Below are 21,243 nucleotides of genomic sequence, written 5' to 3'. Positions count from 1 at the left end.
CCGTACGGGATAATGGACGCATGCGGATCTCAGCCAGGGCGGACTACGCGGTACGTGCCGCGCTGCAACTCGCCGCGTCACGGGACGACGGGCCGCTGAAGGCCGAGGCCATCGCCGACGCCCAGGACATCCCGCACAAGTTCCTCGAGAGCATCCTGAACGACATGCGCCGGGGCGGTCTCGTGCTCAGCCAGCGCGGCGGCAACGGCGGCTACCGGCTGGCCAAGCCCGCCGGGTCCATCAGCATCGCCGACGTCATCCGCACCGTGGACGGGCCGCTGGTCTCGGTGCGCGGGGTCCGCCCGCCGGACCTGTCCTACACCGGCCCCGCCGAGTCGCTGCTCCCCCTGTGGATCGCGCTGCGGTCCAACGTGCGCGAGATCCTCGAGGGCGTGTCGCTCGCCGATGTCGCGTCGGCCCGGCTGCCCGCCGACGTGGTCGCGCTGACCGACGCCCCGAAGGCCTGGGTGAACCCCTGACCCACCGGGCCGTCGGCCGACGATCCCGCAGAGCGAGATAGCCGCGTCCGCGATATGAACACCCCCTTGGGGCGGGCGCCGCCTTCTGCCACGATCCCTACCAACCAGCTAGGAAAACTAGGGATCCGTGGGGGGGCCATGGGAACGCTCGACCGCGCAGACCTGTCATTCCCCCTGCTGACCTCGCGCCGCCACATCGACCTCGGCCGCACGTCCAGCGCCATCTGTCGGCCCGCCTGAGACCGTCCGCGGAACATCCTCCGGCCGGCGGCGCCACTCGCCCGCCGCCCCTTCCCGCACACCTCCGCTCCCGGACCCGCGCCGGCGCTCCGGCCGCCGAGGGCCTTCGCGCGGAGTGCCGGCGCGGGTCCGCGGGCTTTCGCCCCGCGCCTTCCCCACCTCCTTGACCTGCTTGACCAGCTCTTCACCTGAGAGGACACCTCCGTGTCTGCCGCAAGACCGCTCACCACCCTGCGCGCCCTCGCCGCCCTGGCGGCGCTCCCCCTCCTGCTCACCGCCTGCGGCTACGGATCCGACGCCGCCGAGGACGACAAGCGGACCGAGGTCGCGGCGGACGCCGAGAAGCTCTCCGCCGAAGAGGTGAGGATCGGCTACTTCCCCAACCTCACGCACGCCACCGCCCTGGTGGGCGTCCAGGAGGGCCTGTTCCAGAAGGAGCTCGGCGGCACCAGGATCAAGACCTCGACGTTCAACGCCGGCCCCTCCGAGATCGAGGCGCTCAACGCCGGGTCCATCGACATCGGCTGGATCGGCCCCTCCCCCGCCATCAACGGCTACGCCAAGTCGAACGGCAGGAACCTGCGCATCATCGGCGGTTCCGCCTCCGGCGGCGTGAAGCTCGTCGTCAACCCGGACAAGATCAAGACCCTGGACGACGTCAAGGGCAAGCGGATCGCCACGCCGCAGCACGGCAACACCCAGGACGTCGCGTTCCTCAACTGGATCGCGGACCGGGGCTGGAAGGTCGACGCCCAGAGCGGCGCGGGCGACGTCTCCGTCGTCCGCACCGACAACAAGGTCACCCCGGACGCCTACGCGTCCGGCTCCATCGACGGCGCCTGGGTGCCCGAGCCGACGGCGTCCAAGCTGGTCACCGAAGGCGCGAAGGTGCTCCTCGACGAGGCCGACCTGTGGCCCGACAAGAAGTTCGTGATCACGAACATCATCGTGTCGCAGAGCTTCCTGAAGGAACACCCCGACGTCGTCGAGGCCGTGCTGCGCGGTTCGGTGAAGACCAACGAGTGGATCAACGCCAACCCGGAGAAGGCGAAGGCGTCCGCCAACGCGGCGCTGGAGGAACTGTCGGGCAAGGCGCTGCCCGCCGACGTCATCGACCCGGCCTGGAAGTCCGTCACCTTCCTCGACGACCCGCTGGCCGCCACCCTCGACACCGAGGCCGAGCACGCGGTGAAGGCCGGCCTGCTGGAGCGGCCCGACCTGACGGGCATCTACGACCTCACCCTGCTCAACAAGGTCCTCAAGGCCGAGGGCAAGGAAGAGGTCGACGACGCCGGTCTCGGAGCCGAGTGACGGCACCCGGATCCGAAGCCCCCGGAGGGTGACGGCCGTGGCCGCCGCGATCGCCGGGACGGCCGGGGACGCCACGGCGGTGACGCACGCCGCCCGTGCCGAGCACGCCCCGGAGTCCTTCCTCGCGCCGGGCACGCCCGGTGTCGCACCCGGCGAGTCCGTCACCCCTCCGGGGCCCCCGGCCGCGGTGGTCCCGCCCTGCTCGACCCGGCCGCCGGGCGGGACCGGCCGGGCACCCGCGCGGCACCGCGCTCCGCCGAGCCGCGGACCCCTGTGTACGAGCGGGTCCGGACGGCGGAGCGCGGGACGGCCGCGGCCGGCCGGTCAGCCGTCTTCGTCACCGGTCAGCCCCGCGCCAGGAGGCCGTCGGTCCTGCCGGAGGCGTCCTCCAGGAGCCGGTCGATGTCCGCGTCCCCCTCGGTGGGGGCGACGGAGCCGACCGTCCCCCGGTCGAAGGCGCCGTCCCGCAGCCGCTCCGGCGCGGCGTGCGCCGTTCAGTCGGCGGCCGGGACCACCCTGAGGTGGGAGGCGGCGCGGCGGACCCCGCGGTTCCGCGCGGGGGCCCGGCGCGCTTCGCGCAGGACCAGGGTCAGCCGGGTGCAGTCCATGCCCTGGAGGGTCCTGGTGGTCTCCGCGACGATGCGGCAGTCGGTGGCGCCCCAGCGCGGGTCGGGGTGCAGCAGCGGCCGTACGGCGCCGTCGTGTTCGGCGGCCTGCTCCCCGACGGCCCTCAGCCAGTGCGGCAGACCGTGCCGGTAGGCGACCTCCATGATCGGGTCCTGGGCGATGTCACGGCGGATGGCCTGCAGCCCGTGGTCGTGCCCGTGGCGTTCGACGGACTTGGCGAAGTGGGCCAGCATCGGCAGGCACCAGCTGGACTCGTGGTCGCCGAGGACCGCGGCGGCGTCCGGGTGGAAGAGGACGAACCGGAGGAAGTTGTCGGCGGGCTGGGCCGTCGGATGCGGTCCGACCTCTCGAAAAAGTGTCCGGAAAGCACTGTTGGTCAGCAGCACGTCCCAGCGGTGGTCGACCACCAGGGAGGGAAAGGGGACGGCTTCGAGGAGCGCGGCGTAGTCCGCCAGGTAGGCCTGGGCCTCGGGAGTCTCGGGGACGGGCCGCGGTGCCGGCCGCTGCCCTCCTGCCTGATAAGTCATCGGGAGGTCACCCCTCTTGCCTGTGCGGCCCTGACGCGGCGCCCCGATCCTGCTGCCCCGACGCGAGGCGTGTCAACTATCGTGGCATTTCATGCCGGTTGACGGCTGAAATTGGCCACAGTTGTGGCGAGACCTGGATGTGAGTTCGAAGCACCGGCTAGTCTCCGTGAAGTTCACGGCAACCGCTTGTGAGAAGCCTGTGAGAGACGTAGGAGATCTGTCGGTGACGGGTGGCTTCGAGGGTCCGGGCACCGCGCCGACGACCGCGCTGCCGGCCGTCGTCGCCCGCGTCACCGCACTCGCCGACCGGCTCGGCGTGCCGCACGCCGAGGTCTTCGACGTCGGCCGGCTGTCCGCCGCCTCCGGTGTCCCGGAACCCGTGGTCAGGGCGCTGCTGAGCGGCCGGCCCGCGGGCGAGCCCGATGTGCAGGCCCGGTTCGTGCAGCGGCTGGACCTGCTGCGCCGCACCCGTCTGAAGCCGAACGGCCGCAGGTACACGCAGCAGGAGATCGCCGACGGCGCGGGCATGTCCCGGCAGCAGGCCGGCGCCCTGATCAACGGCGACCGGCGCCCCACCATGGAGCACTGCGACGCCATCCAGCGGTTCTTCCGGGTGCACGCCGGTTTCCTCACCGCCGAGGACCCCGAAGCGCTCGCGAGCGTGCTCCAGCACACCGAGCAGGAACTGCTGCAGAAGCTCGCGGACCGCGAGCGGAGGGCGGCCGCGGCGGCCGACGACCCGCTGGAGCGGCTGCTGCAGGACCACGGGGTGCGCGGGATCGCGTGGCGGGCCGCGCAGCTGCCCACCGACCAGCACCGCGACAAGGTCGCGGAGTGGCTGGACATGCTCCTGGAGAACGTCCAGCGGCCCGAGTCGTGACCGGGGGAGAACTGTGGGCATCGGTAGGGAAATGCGCCGCCTGTGCGGTGAGTTGGTGGCGGAGCTGACGCTTCCCGTCCCGGCGCGGCCCGCCGATCTGTACGCCGCCCTGTGCGACGCGATGAGCAGGCGCCGCGGCCGGCCCGTGCAGTTCCGTACGGCCGCGTTCCCACCGGGGACCGCGAGCGGGTTGTGGCTCGACATGGCGGACCGGGACCTCGTCGTGGTCGAGGAACGTACGGCACCCGACCACCAGCTGGTGATCCTGGGCCACGAGCTGTGGCACATGAAGGCCGGGCACTGCGGCCGTCACGTCCGGGGCGCCGAGGTCGCGACGCGCTTACTCGGCGAGGACACCGACGAGGAGGCGCTGCGGGCGACCGTCCTGAGGGTCGCCGCGCGCACCCGCTTCGACCTCGCCGACGAGAAGGAGGCCGAGGCCTTCGGCCTGCTGCTCGCCAGCAAGTGCCGGACGTGGCTCGCCGGTTCGTCGCTGCGGGGACCGGTGCAGCGCGACCACCTGGCGGGCCGGATCGAGGCGTCGCTGGGCTACCTGGGGCCCCAGGGCTGAGGAGGCGGCGCCCGCGGTCAGGGCAGGCGGGCGCGCGGTGATCCCGTGCTCCGGCGCGCGAGCCCCCTCTCCCCCGCTCCCTTTCGCCGTCCGTCTCCGCCGGCCGGGCGAACCGGCGTGCGGCGGAACCCGACTGTCAGTGGTGGACGGCAAGCTGGGGGGTGCGTCCCCTCGGTGCGGGGCGCGGACCCACGACCACGAGACGGGGAGAAGCGAGCGATGCCCACCGCCGTACTGACCGACCGCGAGCGCACCGCCGTCCAGGCCTATCTGCGGCTGCTGCACACGGTGCGCGCCGCCTTCGACGCGCGGTCCGGCCCGCCGGAGGCCCCGAGGCCCCCGCTCGTGCCGCCCTCCGTCCTCGCCGAGGCGGAGACCGCCCTGGCCCGGGCGGGGCTGACCGGCAACGAGGAGGAGTTCTTCCGCATGGTGCGGGACTGGTGCCCCGAGCCGTGACCGCACCGGGCCGCGCCCCGGCGCGCCCGCCGTCGGCGCGACCCGGTGCGGGGCGCGGGGTGCGGTCAGCCGTGCGGTACCGCGACCGCCGTCGTGACCAGTCCCCCCGCGGTGGTCCAGCGGCCGTCGAAGTGGCCGAGGCGGCGGTCGCCCACCCGGGGGCCGGGGACGAGGAGCGTGGCCCGGAAGCCGCCGCGCGTCCGCTCGCCGGGGTCGCCGAAGAACTCGATGTCGGCCTCCAGGAAGTCCAGCCACTTCCCGGTGAGCGGGAACCACGCCTTGTAGACGGACTCCTTGGCGCTGAACAGCAGCCGGTCCCAGTGCACCGCGGGCCGCTCCGCGGACAGCCGCCCGATCCGCGCCGCCTCCCCCGGCAGGGACACGGCGTCCAGGACGCCCTCGGGCAGCGGACCGTGCACCTCGGCGTCGATGCCGAGGGAGGCCAGGTCGGCGGCGCGGACGAGGGCGGCGGCGCAGTAGCCCTCGCAGTGGGTCATGCTGCCGGTCAGCCCGTCCGGCCAGATCGGAGCCCCCCGCTCGCCGTTGAGCACGGGCCGCGCGGACACGCCCAGCTTCTCCATGGCCCGGCGGGCGCAGGAGCGTACGGCGGTGAACTCCCGGCGGCGCTTGGCCACCGCCCGCTCCACCAGCGCCTCCTCCTCCGGGTAGAGCGGGGCGTCGGTGCCCTCGTCGCCGTAGGCCTCCACCGCGACCACCGTCTGCGGCAGCAGTTCCTCGATCATCGGTCGCCGTCCTCCCTGGGCACGATCCGGCGCAGCCTGCCCGGCGGTCGGTCCCGCTTGCGCCACTCGCGGGGGTAGCCCACCGAGACCTCCTCGAAGCGGACGTCGTCCTGCCATGTGGTCCGCGGGATGTGGAGGTGGCCGTAGACCATGGTGTGGACGTTGAACCTGCGGTGCCAGTCGTCGGTCAGCGTGGTGCCGCACCACATGGCGAACTCGGGGTACCACAGGACGTCCGTGGGGTGCCGGTGCAGCGGATAGTGGTTGACGAGGACGAGGGGGAGGTCGTCCGGCAGTTCGGCGAGCCGGCGTTCGGTCTCGGCGACCCGGGCCCGGCACCAGGCCTCCCGGCTCGGGTACGGATCGGGGTGCAGCAGGTGCTCGTCGGTGCAGACGACGCCGGTGCCGTGCGCGTACTCCAGTCCCTCGTCCTTGGTGGCGCACCCGGCCGGCAGGAACGAGTAGTCGTACAGCAGGAACAGCGGCACGACGGCCACCGGGCCGCCGGGGCCGTCCCAGACCGGGTAGGGGTCCTCGGGCGTGGTCACCCCCAGCTCGCGGCACTGCTCGACGAGGTGCTCGTAGCGGGCGACGCCGCGCAGGGTGACGGTGTCGCTCGGGTGGGTCCACAGCTCGTGGTTGCCGGGCACCCAGACGACCCGGGCGAACCGGCCGGAGAGGGTCTTGAGGGCCCAGCGGACGTCCTCCACGGTCTCCGCCACGTCACCGGCCACGAGCAGCCAGTCCCCGTCCGACTCGGGCCGCATCCGTTCCACCAGGGCACGGTTCTCGTCGTAGCCGATGTGCAGGTCGCTGATGGCCCACAGTTGTCCGCCGCCACCGGTCCCAGCCGTCATCCGTCGCCCCCTCAGCGATCACGATCGGCACCACGAGACCACATCCGTGCCGCCGGAACAAGGGCGAACCGCCGTCGCGCGCGCCGCCGGCCGGGGCCGTCCGGGGGATGCGTGCCGCCGCGGCGGCGCCCGCGCCCCGTGGCGGGCGCGTGGCGCGGGACCGCCCGCCGAAGCCGTATGATCTGCCCGACACCACCGCCATGACATGCCCTTCGCACAGGGCGGTTCGGTGACCCTCCATACGTCCTGCCCGGGCAACGGGCCGCCGAGCCCTGCCCGCGAACCCCGAAAGGCGGCCTGCATGGTCTCTTGCGTACGCGTCTGGCTCAACCGCACGTACGCGGAGAACGTGTTCTTCATGGATCAGCTGAGGAGAAATCCCAGCGACCGGGCCGTAGAGATCCACGCCACCCACGGCGACCCCGACTCGCCCGTGCTGGCCGCCGCCGACACCGCCGAACTGGAGCCCGAGGGCCTGTCCCCGGCGGCGTACGTCGAGTACGCGCTCGCCCAGTGCGAGCGGCGCGGCATCGACGTGTTCGTGCCCCGGCTGCACCAGTCGGCGATCGTCGCGCACCGCGCCGAGTTCGAGGCGGCCGGTACGGCGCTGCTGGCACCGCCGCCCGAGGCGGTGGCGGTCTTCCGGGACAAGGTGATCGCCTACGAGGCGGTCCAGGCGATCGGGGTGCCCGTGCCGCCGTGGTGGCGGGTCCGGTCCGCCGAGGAACTCCTCGCGGCCGTCGAGGAGTTGGAGGAGCAAGGACACCGGGCCTGTCTCAAGCCGGCGTCCGGCGCGGGAGGAGTGGGCTTCCGCGTGATCACGCGGGAGCCCTTCTCGCTCACCCAGCTGAGCGGCTTCCCGAGCCCGTACGTGCCGCTCGACCTGGTGCTGGAGGCGGTGCGGCGGGCCGACCAGCCGGTGGACTGGCTGGTGATGCCGCGTCTGGAGCAGCCCGAGGTGTCGGTGGACTGCCTCACCGGGCCCGACAACCGGATCCGGCTGGCGGTCGGCCGCACCAAGGACGGCCGCCGCAGGGGCTTCACGCTGCACGAGCGGTGGCTGGAGCCGGCCCGGCGGATCGCGGAGGGCTTCGGCCTGCACCACCTGTCCAACATCCAGTTCCGGATGCTCGGCGAGCGGCCCGTGCTCATGGACGTCAACACCCGGCCGGCGGGCGGTCTGCACCAGCTGTCGCTGTGCGGGGTGAACGCCCCGTGGGCCGCGGTGCGGCTGGCGCTCGGGGACGACCCGGGCGAGATGACGCCGCCGTTCCTGGGCCAGGACTACACGGTGGTGTCCGGACCGCGTCCGCTGCGCCCCGCGTCGTTGTCGCAGCGGCGCGCCGGCGCGGACGCCCCGGGGGCCGGCGCGGACGCCCTGGACGCCGTACCGGCTCCGGCGGCGCCCGTGGAGCCGAGGACGGCGGCCGCTCCGGGCCGGCTGAGCGCCTCCGCCGCGGACACGGCGGCCGGGGCACCCGCCTGAGGCCGTCGTCCCGCGGGCGGGGACCGGTCCCGCGCGGCGGCGCGACGGGCCACCGCTCCGGTACGGGCCCCGGCACGCTCACCGTGCCGGGGCCGGATTTTTTTCCGGGGAATTTCTCCGTGGGGTGTATCAGGCGCCGGGTCGCGTGCTCTTAACGGTGTAGGGCGACGGGGGAATCCGCCCGGGGGGACGGGGGAAGCACGGGGGAACGGGGGGCTCGGGTCGGTCGGCCGCTGTCACGGGGGGCGACCGGCCGGCCCGAAGCGGGTGCGTTCTCCCGCCGGATCCTTCCGTCCGGGTCAGGTGAGGTACGCGAGGCCGGGGTGGACGGCGGTGTAGCCGTCGAGGAGCCGGCGGGCCACGTTCACGGAGTCGACGAGCGGGTGCAGCGCGAACGCCTTGAGCGCCGTCGCGCGGGAACCGGACTCGGCGGCGGCGAGCACCTCGCGTTCGACCGCCTTGACGGCGCACACCAGGCCGGCGGCGTGGCCGGGCAGCGGGCCGGCGGGGACGGGGTGCGCGCCGCCGGCGTCCACACGGCAGGGGACCTCGACGACGGCCTCCTCGTCCAGCGGCGCGAGGGCGCCGCGGTTGCGGACGTTGAGGATCAGGGTGGTGCGTTCGTCACGGGCGATGGCCCGCATCAGGGCGAGGGCCACCTTCTCGTAGCCGCCGGACAGGTCGTCCTCCTCGCGGTCCCCGGCGCCGGCGGTTTCGCGGTTCTCGGCCATGTAGGTGGCCTCGCGTTCGGCGCGGGCGCGGTTCCAGAGTTCCAGGGCGGAGACGTCGGGGTCGCGCGTCCCGGCGTAGAACCGGGCCTGCTGGTCGAGCAGGAAGGCGCCCCGGGTCCGCCCGGCCCGCCGGGCGGAGCGGACGGCCTCGCGGTGGAAGTAGTAGTAGTGCAGGTACTCGTTGGGGATCGCGCCGAGGGACCGCAGCCAGTCGGCGCCGAAGAGCCTGCCCTCCTCGAAGGAACCGAGCAGTCCGGGGTCGGCGAGCAGGCGCGGGAGTTCGTCGCGGCCGGCGACCCGCACCGCGCGCACCCAGCCGAGGTGGTTGAGGCCGGCGTAGTCGATCCACGCCTCGTCGGGGTCCACGCCGAGCACCCGGACGATGCGGCGGCCGAGGCCCACCGGTGAGTCGCAGATGCCGATGACGCGGTCGCCGAGGTGGCGGGACATGGCCTCGGTGACCAGGCCGGCGGGGTTGGTGAAGTTGATGACCCAGGCGTCGGGGGCGAGGCGGGCCACCCGCCGGGCGACGTCGACGGCGACGGGCACGGTGCGCAGACCGTAGGCGATGCCGCCCGCGCCGACGGTCTCCTGGCCGAGGACCCCCTCGGCGAGCGCGACCCGTTCGTCGTGCGCCCGGCCCTCCAGGCCGCCGACGCGGATGGCGGAGAAGACGAAGTCGGCACCGCGCAGCGCCTCGTCGAGGTCCGTGGTGACGGTGACCTCGGGGGCACCGGGCACTGCGGCGGCCTGCTCGGCCAGGACACGGGCGATCGCACGCAGCCGGCCGTCGTCCGGGTCGTGCAGCACGACCCGGGTCACCCGCCCCTCGGCACGGTCCCCGAGCAGCGCCCCGTACACCAGCGGCACGCGGAATCCCCCGCCGCCCAGAATCGTCAGCCTCACCTCTGCACCCTTCCGTGGCACCGCCCGGTCACCGGCCCGGACCGGGGTGCTGTCGACCGGCACCCCGACGACCTTACTCGCGGCACCCGGCGCACCGGCTCGTCCCCGGCGCCCGGCGCGGGCCCGCTCGCCTCCTCCACCCCGTACACGGTCACCGGGCCGGCCACGCCGCGGCCGCCGACCGAAGCGCGGCGCCCGGTGTCACGGTGAGTGACCGACGGGTCACGCCGGACGCACCGGCCCGGAGTGCGGACCGGGCGGGCCGCTCATCCCCGCAAGGCCCGTACGCCCCCGGCGCGGCGCCCGCCTCCGTGGCCGAACGGGACGCCGTGCGCGGCGCCGGGCCCCCGACGGGTGCCGCGCACGTCGTCCGCCGCGGCGCGCTTGCACCCATTCGTGTCATTCATGAGGTGAACCCTCCCCGCCCGTAAGGACTTTCTCGGCTACACCTCTTGACGGCGCAGGGGCCTCAGAGCACATTGGCGTCACTCTGAGAGCGCTCTCACGAAGCGCGTCCGCGCTCTCGACGTACTCCCCGCACCGACCATCCGTACCCGAGAGGCATCCCCACATGAGCGACACCTCCGGCATGCCCCGCACCTCCCGCAGACCCCGCCCCGTGAGGCGGGCGCTGCTCGCCGTCGTGACCACGCTCGGTCTCGCGGCGGCCGCCGCGACCGCCGCCGTCCCGTCCGCGAGCGCTTCCGCGCCGCCTCCCCCGTCGGGCTGGACCCAGGTCTTCGCCGACGATTTCAACGGCCCGGCGGGCAGCGGCGTCAACACCTCCAACTGGCAGTACGCGACGGGCAAGGGATACCCGGGCGGCCCCGCCAACTGGGGCACCGGCGAGATCGAGACCATGACGTCCAGCACGGACAACGTCTCGCTCGACGGCAACGGCAACCTCCGCATCACCCCGCGCCGCGACGCCTCCGGCAACTGGACCTCCGGCCGCATCGAGACCAACCGCACCGACTTCCAGCCCCCGGCGGGCGGCAAGCTGCGCGTCGAGGGCCGTATCCAGGTGCCGAACGTCACCGGTGCCGCCGCCAAGGGCTACTGGCCGGCGTTCTGGATGCTGGGCTCGCCCTACCGGGGCAACTACTGGAACTGGCCCGCCGTCGGTGAGCTGGACATCATGGAGAACACGCAGGGCAACAACACCGTGTTCGCCACGATGCACTGCGGCACCTCGCCGGGCGGCCCGTGCAACGAGACCAGCGGCATCGGCGGTTCGACCACCTGCCAGGGCACGACGTGCCAGGCCGGCTTCCACACCTACCGCATGGAGTGGGACCGCTCGACGAGCGTGGAGGAGATCCGCTTCTACCTGGACGGCAACAACTTCCACACCGTGCGGGAGAACCAGGTCGACGCCACCACCTGGTCGAACGCCACGGACCACGGCTACTTCATCATCCTCAACGTGGCGATGGGCGGCGGCTTCCCCGACGCGTTCGGCGGCGGCCCGGACGCCGGCACCCAGCCCGGCCACTCGATGCTGGTCGACTACGTGCAGGTGCTGACCTCCGGTGGCGGCGGCACCACTCCCCCGCCGACCGGCAACCGCGACGCCTACGGCACCATCCAGGCCGAGTCCTACGACGCCCAGTCCGGCACGATGACGGAGACCACGTCGGACTCGGGCGGCGGGCAGAACGTGGGCGCGCTGGCCAACGGTGACTGGCTGCAGTTCAAGGGCGTCAACTTCGGCTCGACCGCGGCCCGGCAGTTCTCCGCGCGGGTGGCGAGCGGCGCGGCCTCCGGCGTCAGCGGCCTGGTCGAGGTGCGCCTGGACAGCCGGAGCAACGCGCCGATCGGCAGCTTCGCGGTGGGCAACACGGGCGGCTGGCAGTCGTGGCGGACCGTCCCGGCGAACATCAGCTCCGTCACGGGCACCCACGACGTCTACCTGACCTTCACCAGCGGCCAGCCGGCGGACTTCGTGAACGTCAACTGGTTCACCTTCGGCCACTGAGCACCTCCCGCACCGGCCCTCCCCGGCCGGGCAAGGGGCTCCACGCACGCGTGGAGCCCCTTTCGCGTGCCCGGGGGCGGCGGCGGACACCGCGCGGGCGAGGTGAGGGGCATGATCAGCACGGTTCCGCGGTACTCGCCGCTGCGCGAGGAGCGGTGGCGACCGGAGCCCGTCGGGGCGGCCCGCACTCCGGCCGGCACCGGGGACGCTCCGTGCGCCCGTCCGGCCCCGCGCGGCCGGCGCTCACCCGTCCGGGTGTACCGGCGCACGGGGTGCCGCCGCCGGCCGTGCGGGCCCGCGTTGCGGTCGGAGCCGGAGGGGGACCGACGTGGTACCGGTTCACAGGTGACGCGGGAAAGCGTCGTCTCCGCCGAACGGATCACGAAGGAATTCCTCACCTCCGCGCACGGTTGACGTGACCGCGAGAAAGAAGATGATCATAGTGACCGAAGCAACCGCGAGCGCGGGAGCAGGGCAGCGGCCGCCCGGCGAGGCCGTGCGGACGACGACCACCTCGGGCGTCCGTGCCGCCGACGGCGTCCCGCGGCCCCCGCACGAGGTGACCGGCGGCCGGGACGGCCGGGTCCTCCCGCAGGCCGGTCCGAGGCTCGCCCGCGCCACCGCGGCCCCCTCCCCCGCCGATGGCGGGACCGGCGAACGGCTGAATCCGGCGTACGAGGAAACCCGGTCCGTGACGGAGCCGGCCGTGCCCGGCGCCGTGGCCACGGTGCCCGAGGCCGCGCCGTACGCCACCGCCGCCCGCGGGACGCTCCGGAGCGCCGCCGTCACCGGCGGTGACGTCCGGTCCCGCACCGCCCCGGCCGCCGTGCGGCGGCTCGGGCCCCCGTACGACGAGGCGGTGCGGCCACAGGCGGACGAGGGCGCCGCGCGGTCCGGGGACGCCCGGCGGGACCCGCTCGGAGCGGTGACGAAGTCCCTCGACGACATGGGAGTTGACGCGGAATGACCGACGAGACGACCGGACCGCGGACGGACGCCGCGGTGACCGGGGAACAGCGGGCGCCCCGGGCCGACGCGGCCCTGCGCGCCCCCGCGGCCGGCTGGGCCAACCCCCTGCGCGACCCCCGTGACCGCCGTCTGCCCCGGATCGCGGGCCCCTCCGGGCTCGTCATCTTCGGGGTGACCGGCGACCTGTCCCGCAGGAAGCTGATGCCGGCCGTGTACGACCTCGCCAACCGGGGACTGCTGCCGCCCGGCTTCTCGCTGGTCGGTTTCGCCCGGCGGGACTGGGAGAACCAGGACTTCGCCCAGGTGGTCCACGACGCGGTCGAGGAGCACGCCCGCACCCCCTTCCGCGAGGAGGTCTGGCAGCAGCTCGCCGAGGGGATGCGGTTCATCCCGGGCGACTTCGACGACGACTCGGCCTTCAAGCAACTGCGCTCCGCCATCGACGAGTTGGATGCGTCCCGGGGCACCAGCGGCAACTACGCCTTCTACCTCTCCGTACCGCCGAGGTTCTTCCCGAAGGTCGTGCAGCAGTTGAAGCGGCACGGGCTGGCCGACGCTCCCGGGGGATCGTGGCGCCGCGCCGTGATCGAGAAGCCGTTCGGGCACGACCTGCGGTCGGCCGAGGAGCTGAACGCGATCGTCCACGAGGTGTTCGCCCCGGACCAGGTGTTCCGGATCGACCACTACCTGGGCAAGGAGACCGTCCAGAACATCCTGGCGCTGCGCTTCGCCAACCAGATGTTCGAGCCGGTCTGGAACCGGTCCTTCGTCGACCACGTGCAGATCACCATGGCCGAGGACATCGGCATCGGCGGCCGCGCGGGCTACTACGACGGCATCGGCGCCGCCCGCGACGTCATCCAGAACCACCTGCTCCAGCTGCTCGCGCTCACCGCGATGGAGGAACCCTCCTCCTTCGACGCGTCCTCGCTGCTCACCGAGAAGCTGAAGGTGCTCCGGGCGGTGAGGCTGCCGAAGGACCTGGGCCGGGACACCGTGCGCGCGCAGTACACGGGCGCCTGGCAGGGCGGCGCGAAGGTGCGCGGCTACCTGGAGGAGGACGGCATCGACCCGGCCTCCACCACCGACACCTACGCGGCGATCAAGCTGGGCATCGACAACCGCCGCTGGGCGGGCGTCCCCTTCTACCTGCGCACCGGCAAGCGGCTGGGCCGCCGGGTCACCGAGATCGCGGTGGTCTTCCAGCGCGCCCCGCACTCGCCCTTCGACACCACGGCCACCGAGGAGCTGGGCTCCAACGCCGTCGTGATCCGCGTCCAGCCGGACGAGGGCGTCACGGTGCGCTTCGGTTCCAAGGTGCCGGGCACGTCGATGGAGATCCGGGACGTGTCGATGGACTTCGCCTACGGCGAGTCGTTCACCGAGTCCAGCCCGGAGGCGTACGAGCGGCTGATCCTGGACGTCCTGCTGGGGGACGCCAACCTGTTCCCCCGTCATCAGGAAGTGGAGGAGTCCTGGAGGATTCTCGACCCGATCGAGGAGTACTGGGCGTCGCACGGCAGGCCGGCGCAGTACGCCTCGGGCAGCTGGGGACCCGCGGAGGCCGACGAGATGCTCGAGCGAGACGGACGGAGCTGGCGCAGGCCATGAAGATCGATCTGACCGACACCACGGCAAGCAAGATCAACAAGGCGCTGGTGCAGGGCCGCCGTGCCATCGGCACCCCGGCCGTCGGCATGGTCCTGACGATGGTGATCGTCACGGACGAGGAGAACGCCTACGACTCGATCAAGGCGGCCGAGGAGGCCTCGCACGAGCACCCCTCACGCACCCTGGTCGTCATCAAGCGGCACGCCCGCACCCCGCGCGAGCGCACCCACCCCCGGCTGGACGCGGAGGTCCGCGTCGGTTCGGAGGCGGGCACCGGCGAGACGGTGGTGCTGCGGACCTACGGCGAGGTGTCCGAGCACGCCGACTCGGTGGTGCTGCCGCTGCTGCTGCCGGACGCCCCGGTGGTGGTGTGGTGGCCGGCGGACGCGCCCGAGAACCCGGCGAAGGACCCGCTGGGCGCGCTGGCCCAGCGCCGGATCACCGACCTGTACGCGGTCGAGAACCCCCTGGACGTCCTGGAGGCGCGGGTGCGCTCCTACGCGCCGGGCGACACCGACCTCGCCTGGACCCGGCTGACGCCCTGGCGCTCCCTGCTGGCGGCCGCCCTGGACCAGGCCCCGCCGGCGGTGACCTCGGCGGCCGTGGAGGCCGAGGCCGGCAATCCGGCCGCGGAGCTGCTGGCGCGCTGGCTGGAGGCACGGCTGCGGATCACCGTGGACCGGGTGGTGACCGACGGGCCGCTGGTCACGGCGGTCCGTCTCGGCACCGCGGACGGCGAGCTCGTCATCGACCGTCCCGAGGGTCCGCTGGCCACGCTGTCCCTGCCGGGCCAGCCGCCGCGCCGGATGGCGCTGAAGGTCCGTGCCACCTCCGAACTCATCGCCGAGGAGCTCCGGCGCCTCGACGCGGACGAAATGTACGCCGTCGCCCTGCGCGGCGAGGCCACCGAGGAGGTCCCCGCCCATGTCTGACGCCCCCGAGCCGACCCGGCTCCCCCAGTGGGCCGCCCTGGAGAACCACCGCGCGGACACACTGCCGCGGCCCGACCTGCGCGAGCTGTTCGCCGCCGACCCCTCCCGCGCGGAGCGGTACGTGGTGCGCGTGGGCGATCTGCGCATCGACTACTCCAAGCACCTGGTCACCGACGAGACGCTCGCCCTGCTGCGGGAGCTGGCCGAGGCCACCGGCGTGTTCGGGCTGCGCGACGCCATGTTCCGCGGGGAGAGGATCAACACCACCGAGGACCGGGCCGTGCTGCACACCGCGCTGCGCGCCCCGCGGGACGCGGTGATCGAGGTCGACGGCGAGAACGTCGTCCCGGCCGTGCACGCGGTGCTCGACAGGATGGCCGACTTCGCCGGGCGGGTCCGCTCCGGTGAGTGGACCGGGCACACCGGCAGGCCGATCCGCAACGTCGTCAACATCGGCATCGGCGGCTCCGACCTGGGCCCGGCGATGGCCTACGAGGCGCTGCGGGCGTACACCGACCGCTCGCTGACGTTCCGGTTCGTGTCCAACGTGGACGGCGCCGACCTGCACGAGGCGGTGCGCGACCTGGACCCGGCCGAGACGCTGTTCGTCGTCGCGTCCAAGACCTTCACCACCATCGAGACGGTCACCAACGCCACCTCGGCGCGCTCGTGGCTGCTGGCCGGCCTGGGGGGCGACGAGAAGGCGGTCGCCCGGCACTTCGTGGCCCTGTCGACCAACGCGGACAAGGTCGCCGAGTTCGGCATCGACACGGCGAACATGTTCGAGTTCTGGGACTGGGTCGGCGGGCGCTACTCCTACGACTCGGCGATCGGCCTGTCGCTGATGATCGCCATCGGCCCGGACCGCTTCCGGGAGATGCTCGACGGGTTCCGCCTGGTCGACGAGCACTTCCGCACCGCGCCCGCCGAGGCCAACGCGCCGCTGCTGCTGGGCCTGCTGGGCGTCTGGTACAACAACTTCCTCGGCGCCCAGTCGCACGCGGTGCTGCCGTACTCGCACTACCTGTCGAAGTTCACCGCCTACCTCCAGCAGCTCGACATGGAGTCCAACGGCAAGTCGGTGGACCGCCGGGGCCGCCCCGTCACCTGGCAGACGGGACCCGTGGTGTGGGGCACCCCGGGCACCAACGGGCAGCACGCCTACTACCAGTTGATCCACCAGGGCACGAAGCTGATCCCGGCGGACTTCATCGGCTTCGCCCGGCCGGTCGCCGAGCTGAGCGGTGAACTCCAGGCCCAGCACGACCTGTTGATGGCCAACTTCTTCGCCCAGACCCAGGCCCTCGCCTTCGGCAAGACCGCCGAGGAGGTACGGGCGGAGGGCGTGCCCGAGGAGCAGGTGCCGCACCGCACCTTCGAGGGAAACCACCCCACCACGACGATCCTGGCCACCGAACTGACCCCGTCGGTCCTCGGCCAGCTGATCGCGCTGTACGAGCACAAGGTGTTCGTGCAGGGCGCCGTCTGGGACATCGACTCCTTCGACCAGTGGGGCGTGGAACTGGGCAAGGTGCTCGCCAAGCGCGTCGAGCCCGCCCTCACCGAGGGCGCCGACGTGCCCGGCCTCGACCCCTCCACGGCCGCGCTGGTGGCCGCCTACCGCGAACTGAAGGAAGTGAACTGACATGCAGATCGGTCTCGTCGGCCTGGGCAAGATGGGCGGCAACATGCGCGAGCGCATCCGCAACGCCGGCCACACCGTCGTCGGGTACGACACCGACCCCGAACGCTCCGACGTCAGCCACCTGTCCGACCTCGTCGACCGGCTCGACAGGCCCCGGGCGATCTGGGTGATGGTCCCCGCCGGCAGCGTCACCCAGCAGGTCATCGACCAGCTGGCGAGCCTGCTCAAGCCCGGCGACCTCGTCGTCGACGGCGGCAACTCCCGCTGGACGGACGACGAGAAGCACGCCAGGGAGCTGGGCGCCCGGGGCATCGGCTTCGTCGACGCGGGCGTCTCGGGCGGCGTGTGGGGCCTGAAGAACGGCTACGCCCTCATGGTCGGCGGCGACGAGGAGCACGTGGACCGGCTGAAGCCGGTCTTCGACGCGCTCAAGCCGGAGGGCCCCTACGGCTTCGTCCACGCGGGCAGGGTCGGCGCCGGGCACTTCGCCAAGATGGTCCACAACGGCATCGAGTACGCCATGATGCAGGCCTACGCCGAGGGCTGGGAGCTGCTGGAGAAGGTCGACTCGGTGGACAACGTCCGCGAGGTGTTCCGCTCCTGGCAGGAGGGCACCGTCATCCGCTCCTGGCTGCTCGACCTCGCGGTGAACGCCCTCGACGAGGACGAGCACCTGGACCGGCTGCGCGGCTACGCCGAGGACTCGGGCGAGGGCCGCTGGACCGTGGAGGCCGCCATCGACAACGCCGTGCCGCTGCCGGCGATCACCGCCTCCCTCTTCGCGCGGTTCGCCTCCCGTCAGGAGGACTCGCCGCAGATGAAGATGATCGCGGCGCTGCGCAACCAGTTCGGCGGCCACGCCGTCGAGTCGGCGAAGAAGGCGTGAGGGACGTGGGGGACCTGCTGCTCGCCCGCCACGGCGAGACGGAGTGGAGCAGGTCGGGCCGGCACACCGGCCGGACCGATCTGCCGCTCACCCCGCACGGCGAGGAACAGGCCAAGTCCCTGGCCCCGCTGCTGGCGGGCAGGACCTTCGCGCTGGTCCTCACCAGCCCGCTGGTGCGCGCCCGGCGCACCGCCGAACTCGCGGGCCTGTCCGGGGCGGTGACGGACGCGGACCTGCAGGAGTGGGACTACGGCGCCTACGAGGGCGTCACCACCGCCGACATCCGCCGCAGCCGGCCCGGCTGGGACCTGTGGACCGACGGCGTACCGCCCGGTCCGGACCTCCCCGGCGAGTCGCCGGAGCGGGTGGGCGAGCGCGCCGACCGGGTGCTGGCCCGGGTGGCCGGGGCGCTCGAGGAGGGCGACGTGATGCTGGTGGCCCACGGCCACCTGCTCCGCGTGCTGACGGCCCGCCGCCTGGGGCTGCCGCCTGCCGAGGGACGCCTGTTCCGTCTGGAGACGGGCACGCTGAACCGGCTGTCGCTGGAACACGGCAGGCCCGTGATCGCGGAGTGGAACACCCGGCCGTGAGCGGCGGGCGGCGCCGGCCCCCCGTACGGCCGGCCGCCTCCGCGCGGCCGGAGCCGTCAGCCGCCGGCCGGCATCCGTACCCCGTGCTGCGCGGCCAGCCGCACCGGCGCGTTGCGGGCGCCGTAGCCGCGGTGGCCGCCGTCGCGCTGGAGGAGTTCGAAGAAGACGCGGCCGACGGTGCGGGTGTAGCAGTGCCGCAGGACGCCGTGCTCGTCGCGGTCGTAGAGGATGCCCAGCTCGCGGTAGGTCTCCAGCTCGCCGTCGGCGAACTCGTACCGGGCGGCGAGGTCGTCGTAGTAGTTCGCCGGGATCGGCAGCAGGTGGCCGCCGGCGTCGCGGAAGCCGCGGGCCGCGGCGACCACGTCGTCGGTGGCGAGCGCGATGTGCTGGGCGTGCACGGTGTCGTCCGTGGGTGCGGCCCCGACGGTGAGGGCGATGCGGACGCTGCCGTCGGCGTTGCTCACCGCGCGGCTGCGGAGCAGTCCGTAGGGGTCGGCGAGGTCCACGCTGTCCTCGGCGCGCAGCCCGAGCACGCTGCGGTGGAAGAGCGCCGCCTCGTCGAAGTGGTGCCAGGGCTGGGTCAGCGCGACGTGGTCGATGCGGCGGACGGACGGGGCGGCCGGCGCGTGCGCGACGTCCTCGAAGTCGGACCGCCAGCCGCCCGGCCGGGTGGAGCAGAAGAACAGCTCCGTGCCGTCGGGTGCGGCGACCGCGTCGAGCGGGGCGTCCCCGGGGGCACGGCGGCGCGGCAGCACGGGCGCCAGCAGGGCCTCGGCCCGGCGGGCGGCGCCGGCCGGATCGGGTGACTCCAGCCCGACGGCGGCGAGGCGGGTGCCGTCACGGCGTACGGCCGCCCCGGTGTTGACGAGGATCCGGGCCTCGCCCTGCTGCCACAGGTCGACGGGTTTGCCGCGGTGCCGGGCGGTGCGGGCGAAGCCGAGCGCGTCGAGCAGTCCCGCGAGGGGCGCCGCGTCCGGCGCGACGAGTTCGGCGAACGCGAACCCCGTGGGGACGACGGCGGGGGGCGGTTCGGCCGCTCCCACCGCCTCCTGGAGCACCAGCAGGGAACGGCGGGCGTCCACGGCGGTCGGGCCGGCCTCGGCCTGCCGGAAGACGTCGTTGAAGACCTCGAGGGAGAGCGGTCCGTCGTAGCCGGTGCGCAGCACGTGCCGGACCAGCCCGGCGACGTCGAAACCGCCCTGGCCGGGGAAGCAGCGGTGATGGCGGCTCCACTGCAGCACGTCCATCGCGAGCAGCGGGGCGTCGGCGAGCTGGAGGAAGAAGATCTTCTCGCCGGGGATGCCCTCGATGCCCCGCGGGTCGGAACCGCGGGACAGGATGTGGAAGCTGTCCAGGCAGGTGCCGAGCGCGGGATGGCCGGCCGCCTCGACGATGCGCCAGGCGTGGTCGTACGTGCTGACGTGCCGGCCCCAGGCGAGCGCCTCGTAGGCCACCCGGACGCCGCAGTCGCGGGCGAGGTCGGCGAGGTCCGCCAGCTGCTCGGCGGCGAGGGCGTCGTCGTCGACGGCGAGCGGGTCGACGCTGGAGCAGACGAGGACGGTGTCGGCGCCGAGCCTGCGCATCAGCTCGAACTTGTGCCGGGCGCGGCGCAGGTTGCGGGCGAACACGTCCGCGGGCACGGCCTCGACGTCCCGCAGCGGCTGGTAGAGGTCGACGGTCAGGCCGAGATCGGCGCAGCGGGCGCGGATCTCCTCCGGGGTGAGGGGGGAGGCCAGCAGGTCGTTCTCGAAGATCTCCACCCCGTCGAAGCCGGCGCGGGCGGCGGCCGTGAGCTTCTCGGTGAGGGAGCCGCTGAGCGAGACGGTGGCGATGGACGTGCGCACGTCGGTACCTCTGCTTCCGTGACGTTGCGGGTTCTGGGACTACCGGGGTGCTCCGACGGCACCGCCGGTCAGCTCGGTGAGGTCCGCGAGCATCCGGGCGGCGTCGGGGTCCCGCCCGGTGAACAGCCGGAACGCGTCCGCCGCCTGGAACGCGGCCATCCCGCCGCCGTCGAGGACGGGGCAGCCGGCCGCGCGGGCGGTGCGCAGCAGGTCGGTCTCCAGGGGGCGGTAGACCACCTCGGCGACCCACAGCCCCGGGTGCAGCAGCTCCGCCGGCAGGGGCAGCCCGGGGTGGGCGGCCATGCCGGTGGGGGTGGCGTGCACGAGTCCGCCGCCGCCGACGGCGGCGGCGAGGAGCTCCGGCAGCCGGTCCGGGGGTGCGGCGGCGGCGCGGTCCGGTCCGAAGGTCCGGTTCAGGCCCTCGGCGAGTTCGGCGGCCCGTTCGGGCAGCGCGTCCACGACGGTGACCCGTTCGGCGCCCAGGGTGAGCACGGCGTGCGCGACGGCCGCGCCGGCGCCTCCCGCGCCGAGCTGCACCACCCGCTCCAGCGGCGCGTCGGGCAGACCGCGGGCGAAGGAGGCGGCGAAACCGGTGACGTCCGTGTTGTGGCCGACGGCGCGGCCGTCCTCGAAGACCACCGTGTTGACCGCGCCCAGCGCCTCCGCCCGCGGATCGAGGGCGTCCAGGTGCTCGACGACGAGCCGCTTGCACGGGTGGGTGATGTTGAGCCCGTCGAAGCCGAGGAGCCGGGCCGCGTCCAGCAGTTCGCCCACCGCCTCGGGCGGTACGCCGATCGTGTCGAGGTCGAGGAGCCGGTACAGACAGCGCAGGCCCTGGCGGTCGGCCTCCCGCTCGTGCAGCGCGGGGCTGAGCGACGGGCCGATGCCGGAGCCGATCAGCCCGACGAGATACGAGTCCTTGGGCACCGCTGACCTCCAGAGACGACCAGTAATGTACGAACCAGTACGTTAGC

At 73.5% G+C, this 21,243-nt stretch carries 20 protein-coding genes; 14 read left to right on the top strand and 6 right to left on the bottom strand.

Going from position 1 to position 21,243, the window contains the following annotated elements; all coding sequences use genetic code 11:
- Positions 1–20: 20 nt before the first annotated feature.
- From GL259_RS32545 to GL259_RS32540, 3 genes are all read left to right on the top strand, one after another.
- Positions 21–479: an Rrf2 family transcriptional regulator gene (locus GL259_RS32545; RefSeq protein WP_159536845.1), complete on the top strand. Its 459-nt coding sequence runs from the start codon at positions 21–23 to the stop codon at positions 477–479.
- Positions 480–533: 54 nt separating this feature from the next.
- Positions 534–719, top strand: coding sequence for a putative leader peptide (locus tag GL259_RS39580; RefSeq protein ID WP_347814633.1), 186 nt, complete (start codon positions 534–536; stop codon positions 717–719).
- A 204-nt stretch (positions 720–923) separates the two neighbouring features.
- Complete coding sequence (locus GL259_RS32540) at positions 924–2,030, top strand: aliphatic sulfonate ABC transporter substrate-binding protein (RefSeq protein WP_159536844.1); 1,107 nt, start codon at positions 924–926, stop codon at positions 2,028–2,030.
- A gap of 494 nt (positions 2,031–2,524) precedes the next feature.
- Here GL259_RS32540 and GL259_RS32535 read toward each other — a convergent pair whose 3' ends face one another.
- Positions 2,525–3,184 carry a hypothetical protein gene (locus GL259_RS32535; protein WP_166461584.1) on the bottom strand — a complete coding sequence of 220 codons (660 nt, stop codon included), beginning with the start codon at positions 3,182–3,184 and terminating at the stop codon, positions 2,525–2,527.
- A gap of 223 nt (positions 3,185–3,407) precedes the next feature.
- Here GL259_RS32535 and GL259_RS32530 point away from each other — a divergent pair, with 223 nt between their 5' ends.
- The 3 genes from GL259_RS32530 (at position 3,408) to GL259_RS32520 (ending at position 5,091) form a co-directional block, all read left to right on the top strand.
- The gene (locus GL259_RS32530; protein WP_159536843.1) at positions 3,408–4,064 is read left to right on the top strand and encodes a helix-turn-helix transcriptional regulator; all 657 of its coding nucleotides are present in this window, start codon (positions 3,408–3,410) and stop codon (positions 4,062–4,064) included.
- Positions 4,065–4,095: 31 nt separating this feature from the next.
- A complete protein-coding gene (locus GL259_RS32525) occupies positions 4,096–4,635 on the top strand; it encodes a toxin-antitoxin system, toxin component (RefSeq protein WP_159539167.1) in 540 nt (179 codons plus the stop codon).
- 219 nt (positions 4,636–4,854) lie between these two features.
- On the top strand, positions 4,855–5,091 hold the full coding sequence (locus GL259_RS32520; RefSeq protein ID WP_159536842.1) for a hypothetical protein: 237 nt from the start codon (positions 4,855–4,857) through the stop codon (positions 5,089–5,091).
- Between the two features lie 65 nt (positions 5,092–5,156).
- On the opposite strand, the gene GL259_RS32515 is transcribed toward GL259_RS32520, so the two are convergent.
- Both GL259_RS32515 and GL259_RS32510 read right to left on the bottom strand, forming a co-directional pair.
- Positions 5,157–5,834 (bottom strand): 4'-phosphopantetheinyl transferase superfamily protein, encoded by a 678-nt coding sequence (locus GL259_RS32515; RefSeq protein ID WP_159536841.1) that lies wholly within the window; start codon positions 5,832–5,834, stop codon positions 5,157–5,159.
- Positions 5,831–6,691 carry a metallophosphoesterase gene (locus tag GL259_RS32510; protein WP_159536840.1) on the bottom strand — a complete coding sequence of 287 codons (861 nt, stop codon included), beginning with the start codon at positions 6,689–6,691 and terminating at the stop codon, positions 5,831–5,833. The genes GL259_RS32515 and GL259_RS32510 overlap by 4 nt, the downstream gene beginning before the upstream one ends.
- A gap of 301 nt (positions 6,692–6,992) precedes the next feature.
- Between GL259_RS32510 and GL259_RS32505 the strand changes: the two genes are divergently transcribed.
- Positions 6,993–8,177, top strand: coding sequence for an ATP-grasp domain-containing protein (locus tag GL259_RS32505; protein ID WP_159536839.1), 1,185 nt, complete (start codon positions 6,993–6,995; stop codon positions 8,175–8,177).
- Between the two features lie 299 nt (positions 8,178–8,476).
- Here GL259_RS32505 and GL259_RS32500 read toward each other — a convergent pair whose 3' ends face one another.
- Positions 8,477–9,814 carry a 6-phospho-beta-glucosidase gene (locus GL259_RS32500; RefSeq protein WP_159536838.1) on the bottom strand — a complete coding sequence of 446 codons (1,338 nt, stop codon included), beginning with the start codon at positions 9,812–9,814 and terminating at the stop codon, positions 8,477–8,479.
- Positions 9,815–10,385: 571 nt separating this feature from the next.
- On the opposite strand from GL259_RS32500, the gene GL259_RS32495 reads away from it, so the two are divergent.
- The 7 genes from GL259_RS32495 (at position 10,386) to GL259_RS32460 (ending at position 18,425) form a co-directional block, all read left to right on the top strand.
- Complete coding sequence (locus GL259_RS32495; protein WP_159536837.1) at positions 10,386–11,792, top strand: glycoside hydrolase family 16 protein; 1,407 nt, start codon at positions 10,386–10,388, stop codon at positions 11,790–11,792.
- 433 nt (positions 11,793–12,225) lie between these two features.
- Positions 12,226–12,759: a hypothetical protein gene (locus GL259_RS32485; RefSeq protein WP_159536835.1), complete on the top strand. Its 534-nt coding sequence runs from the start codon at positions 12,226–12,228 to the stop codon at positions 12,757–12,759.
- Positions 12,756–14,372 carry a glucose-6-phosphate dehydrogenase gene (zwf, locus tag GL259_RS32480; RefSeq protein ID WP_159536834.1) on the top strand — a complete coding sequence of 539 codons (1,617 nt, stop codon included), beginning with the start codon at positions 12,756–12,758 and terminating at the stop codon, positions 14,370–14,372. The genes GL259_RS32485 and zwf overlap by 4 nt, the downstream gene beginning before the upstream one ends.
- Positions 14,369–15,304 carry a glucose-6-phosphate dehydrogenase assembly protein OpcA gene (opcA, locus tag GL259_RS32475; RefSeq protein WP_159536833.1) on the top strand — a complete coding sequence of 312 codons (936 nt, stop codon included), beginning with the start codon at positions 14,369–14,371 and terminating at the stop codon, positions 15,302–15,304. The genes zwf and opcA overlap by 4 nt, the downstream gene beginning before the upstream one ends.
- Entirely contained in the window at positions 15,297–16,949 is a 1,653-nt protein-coding gene (gene pgi / locus GL259_RS32470) for a glucose-6-phosphate isomerase (RefSeq protein WP_159536832.1), read from the top strand. Before opcA ends, pgi begins: the two co-directional genes overlap by 8 nt.
- Before the next feature lies 1 nt (position 16,950).
- Complete coding sequence (gene gnd / locus GL259_RS32465) at positions 16,951–17,835, top strand: phosphogluconate dehydrogenase (NAD(+)-dependent, decarboxylating) (protein ID WP_159536831.1); 885 nt, start codon at positions 16,951–16,953, stop codon at positions 17,833–17,835.
- A 5-nt stretch (positions 17,836–17,840) separates the two neighbouring features.
- Positions 17,841–18,425, top strand: a complete 585-nt coding sequence (locus GL259_RS32460; RefSeq protein WP_159539166.1) for a histidine phosphatase family protein — start codon at positions 17,841–17,843, stop codon at positions 18,423–18,425.
- A gap of 56 nt (positions 18,426–18,481) precedes the next feature.
- Here the strand turns inward: GL259_RS32460 and GL259_RS32455 are convergent, their stop codons facing one another.
- Together GL259_RS32455 and GL259_RS32450 are read right to left on the bottom strand one after the other, a co-directional pair.
- Positions 18,482–20,269 (bottom strand): sugar phosphate isomerase/epimerase and 4-hydroxyphenylpyruvate domain-containing protein, encoded by a 1,788-nt coding sequence (locus GL259_RS32455; protein WP_159536830.1) that lies wholly within the window; start codon positions 20,267–20,269, stop codon positions 18,482–18,484.
- A gap of 39 nt (positions 20,270–20,308) precedes the next feature.
- Complete coding sequence (locus tag GL259_RS32450) at positions 20,309–21,196, bottom strand: shikimate dehydrogenase (RefSeq protein ID WP_159536829.1); 888 nt, start codon at positions 21,194–21,196, stop codon at positions 20,309–20,311.
- Between the last annotated feature and the right edge of the window lie 47 nt (positions 21,197–21,243).

This window comes from Streptomyces sp. Tu 3180 (assembly GCF_009852415.1).
GTDB lineage: Bacteria > Actinomycetota > Actinomycetes > Streptomycetales > Streptomycetaceae > Streptomyces.
Note: the sequence above shows the minus strand (reverse complement) of the source record. Positions and strands in the feature narration are given on the sequence as shown.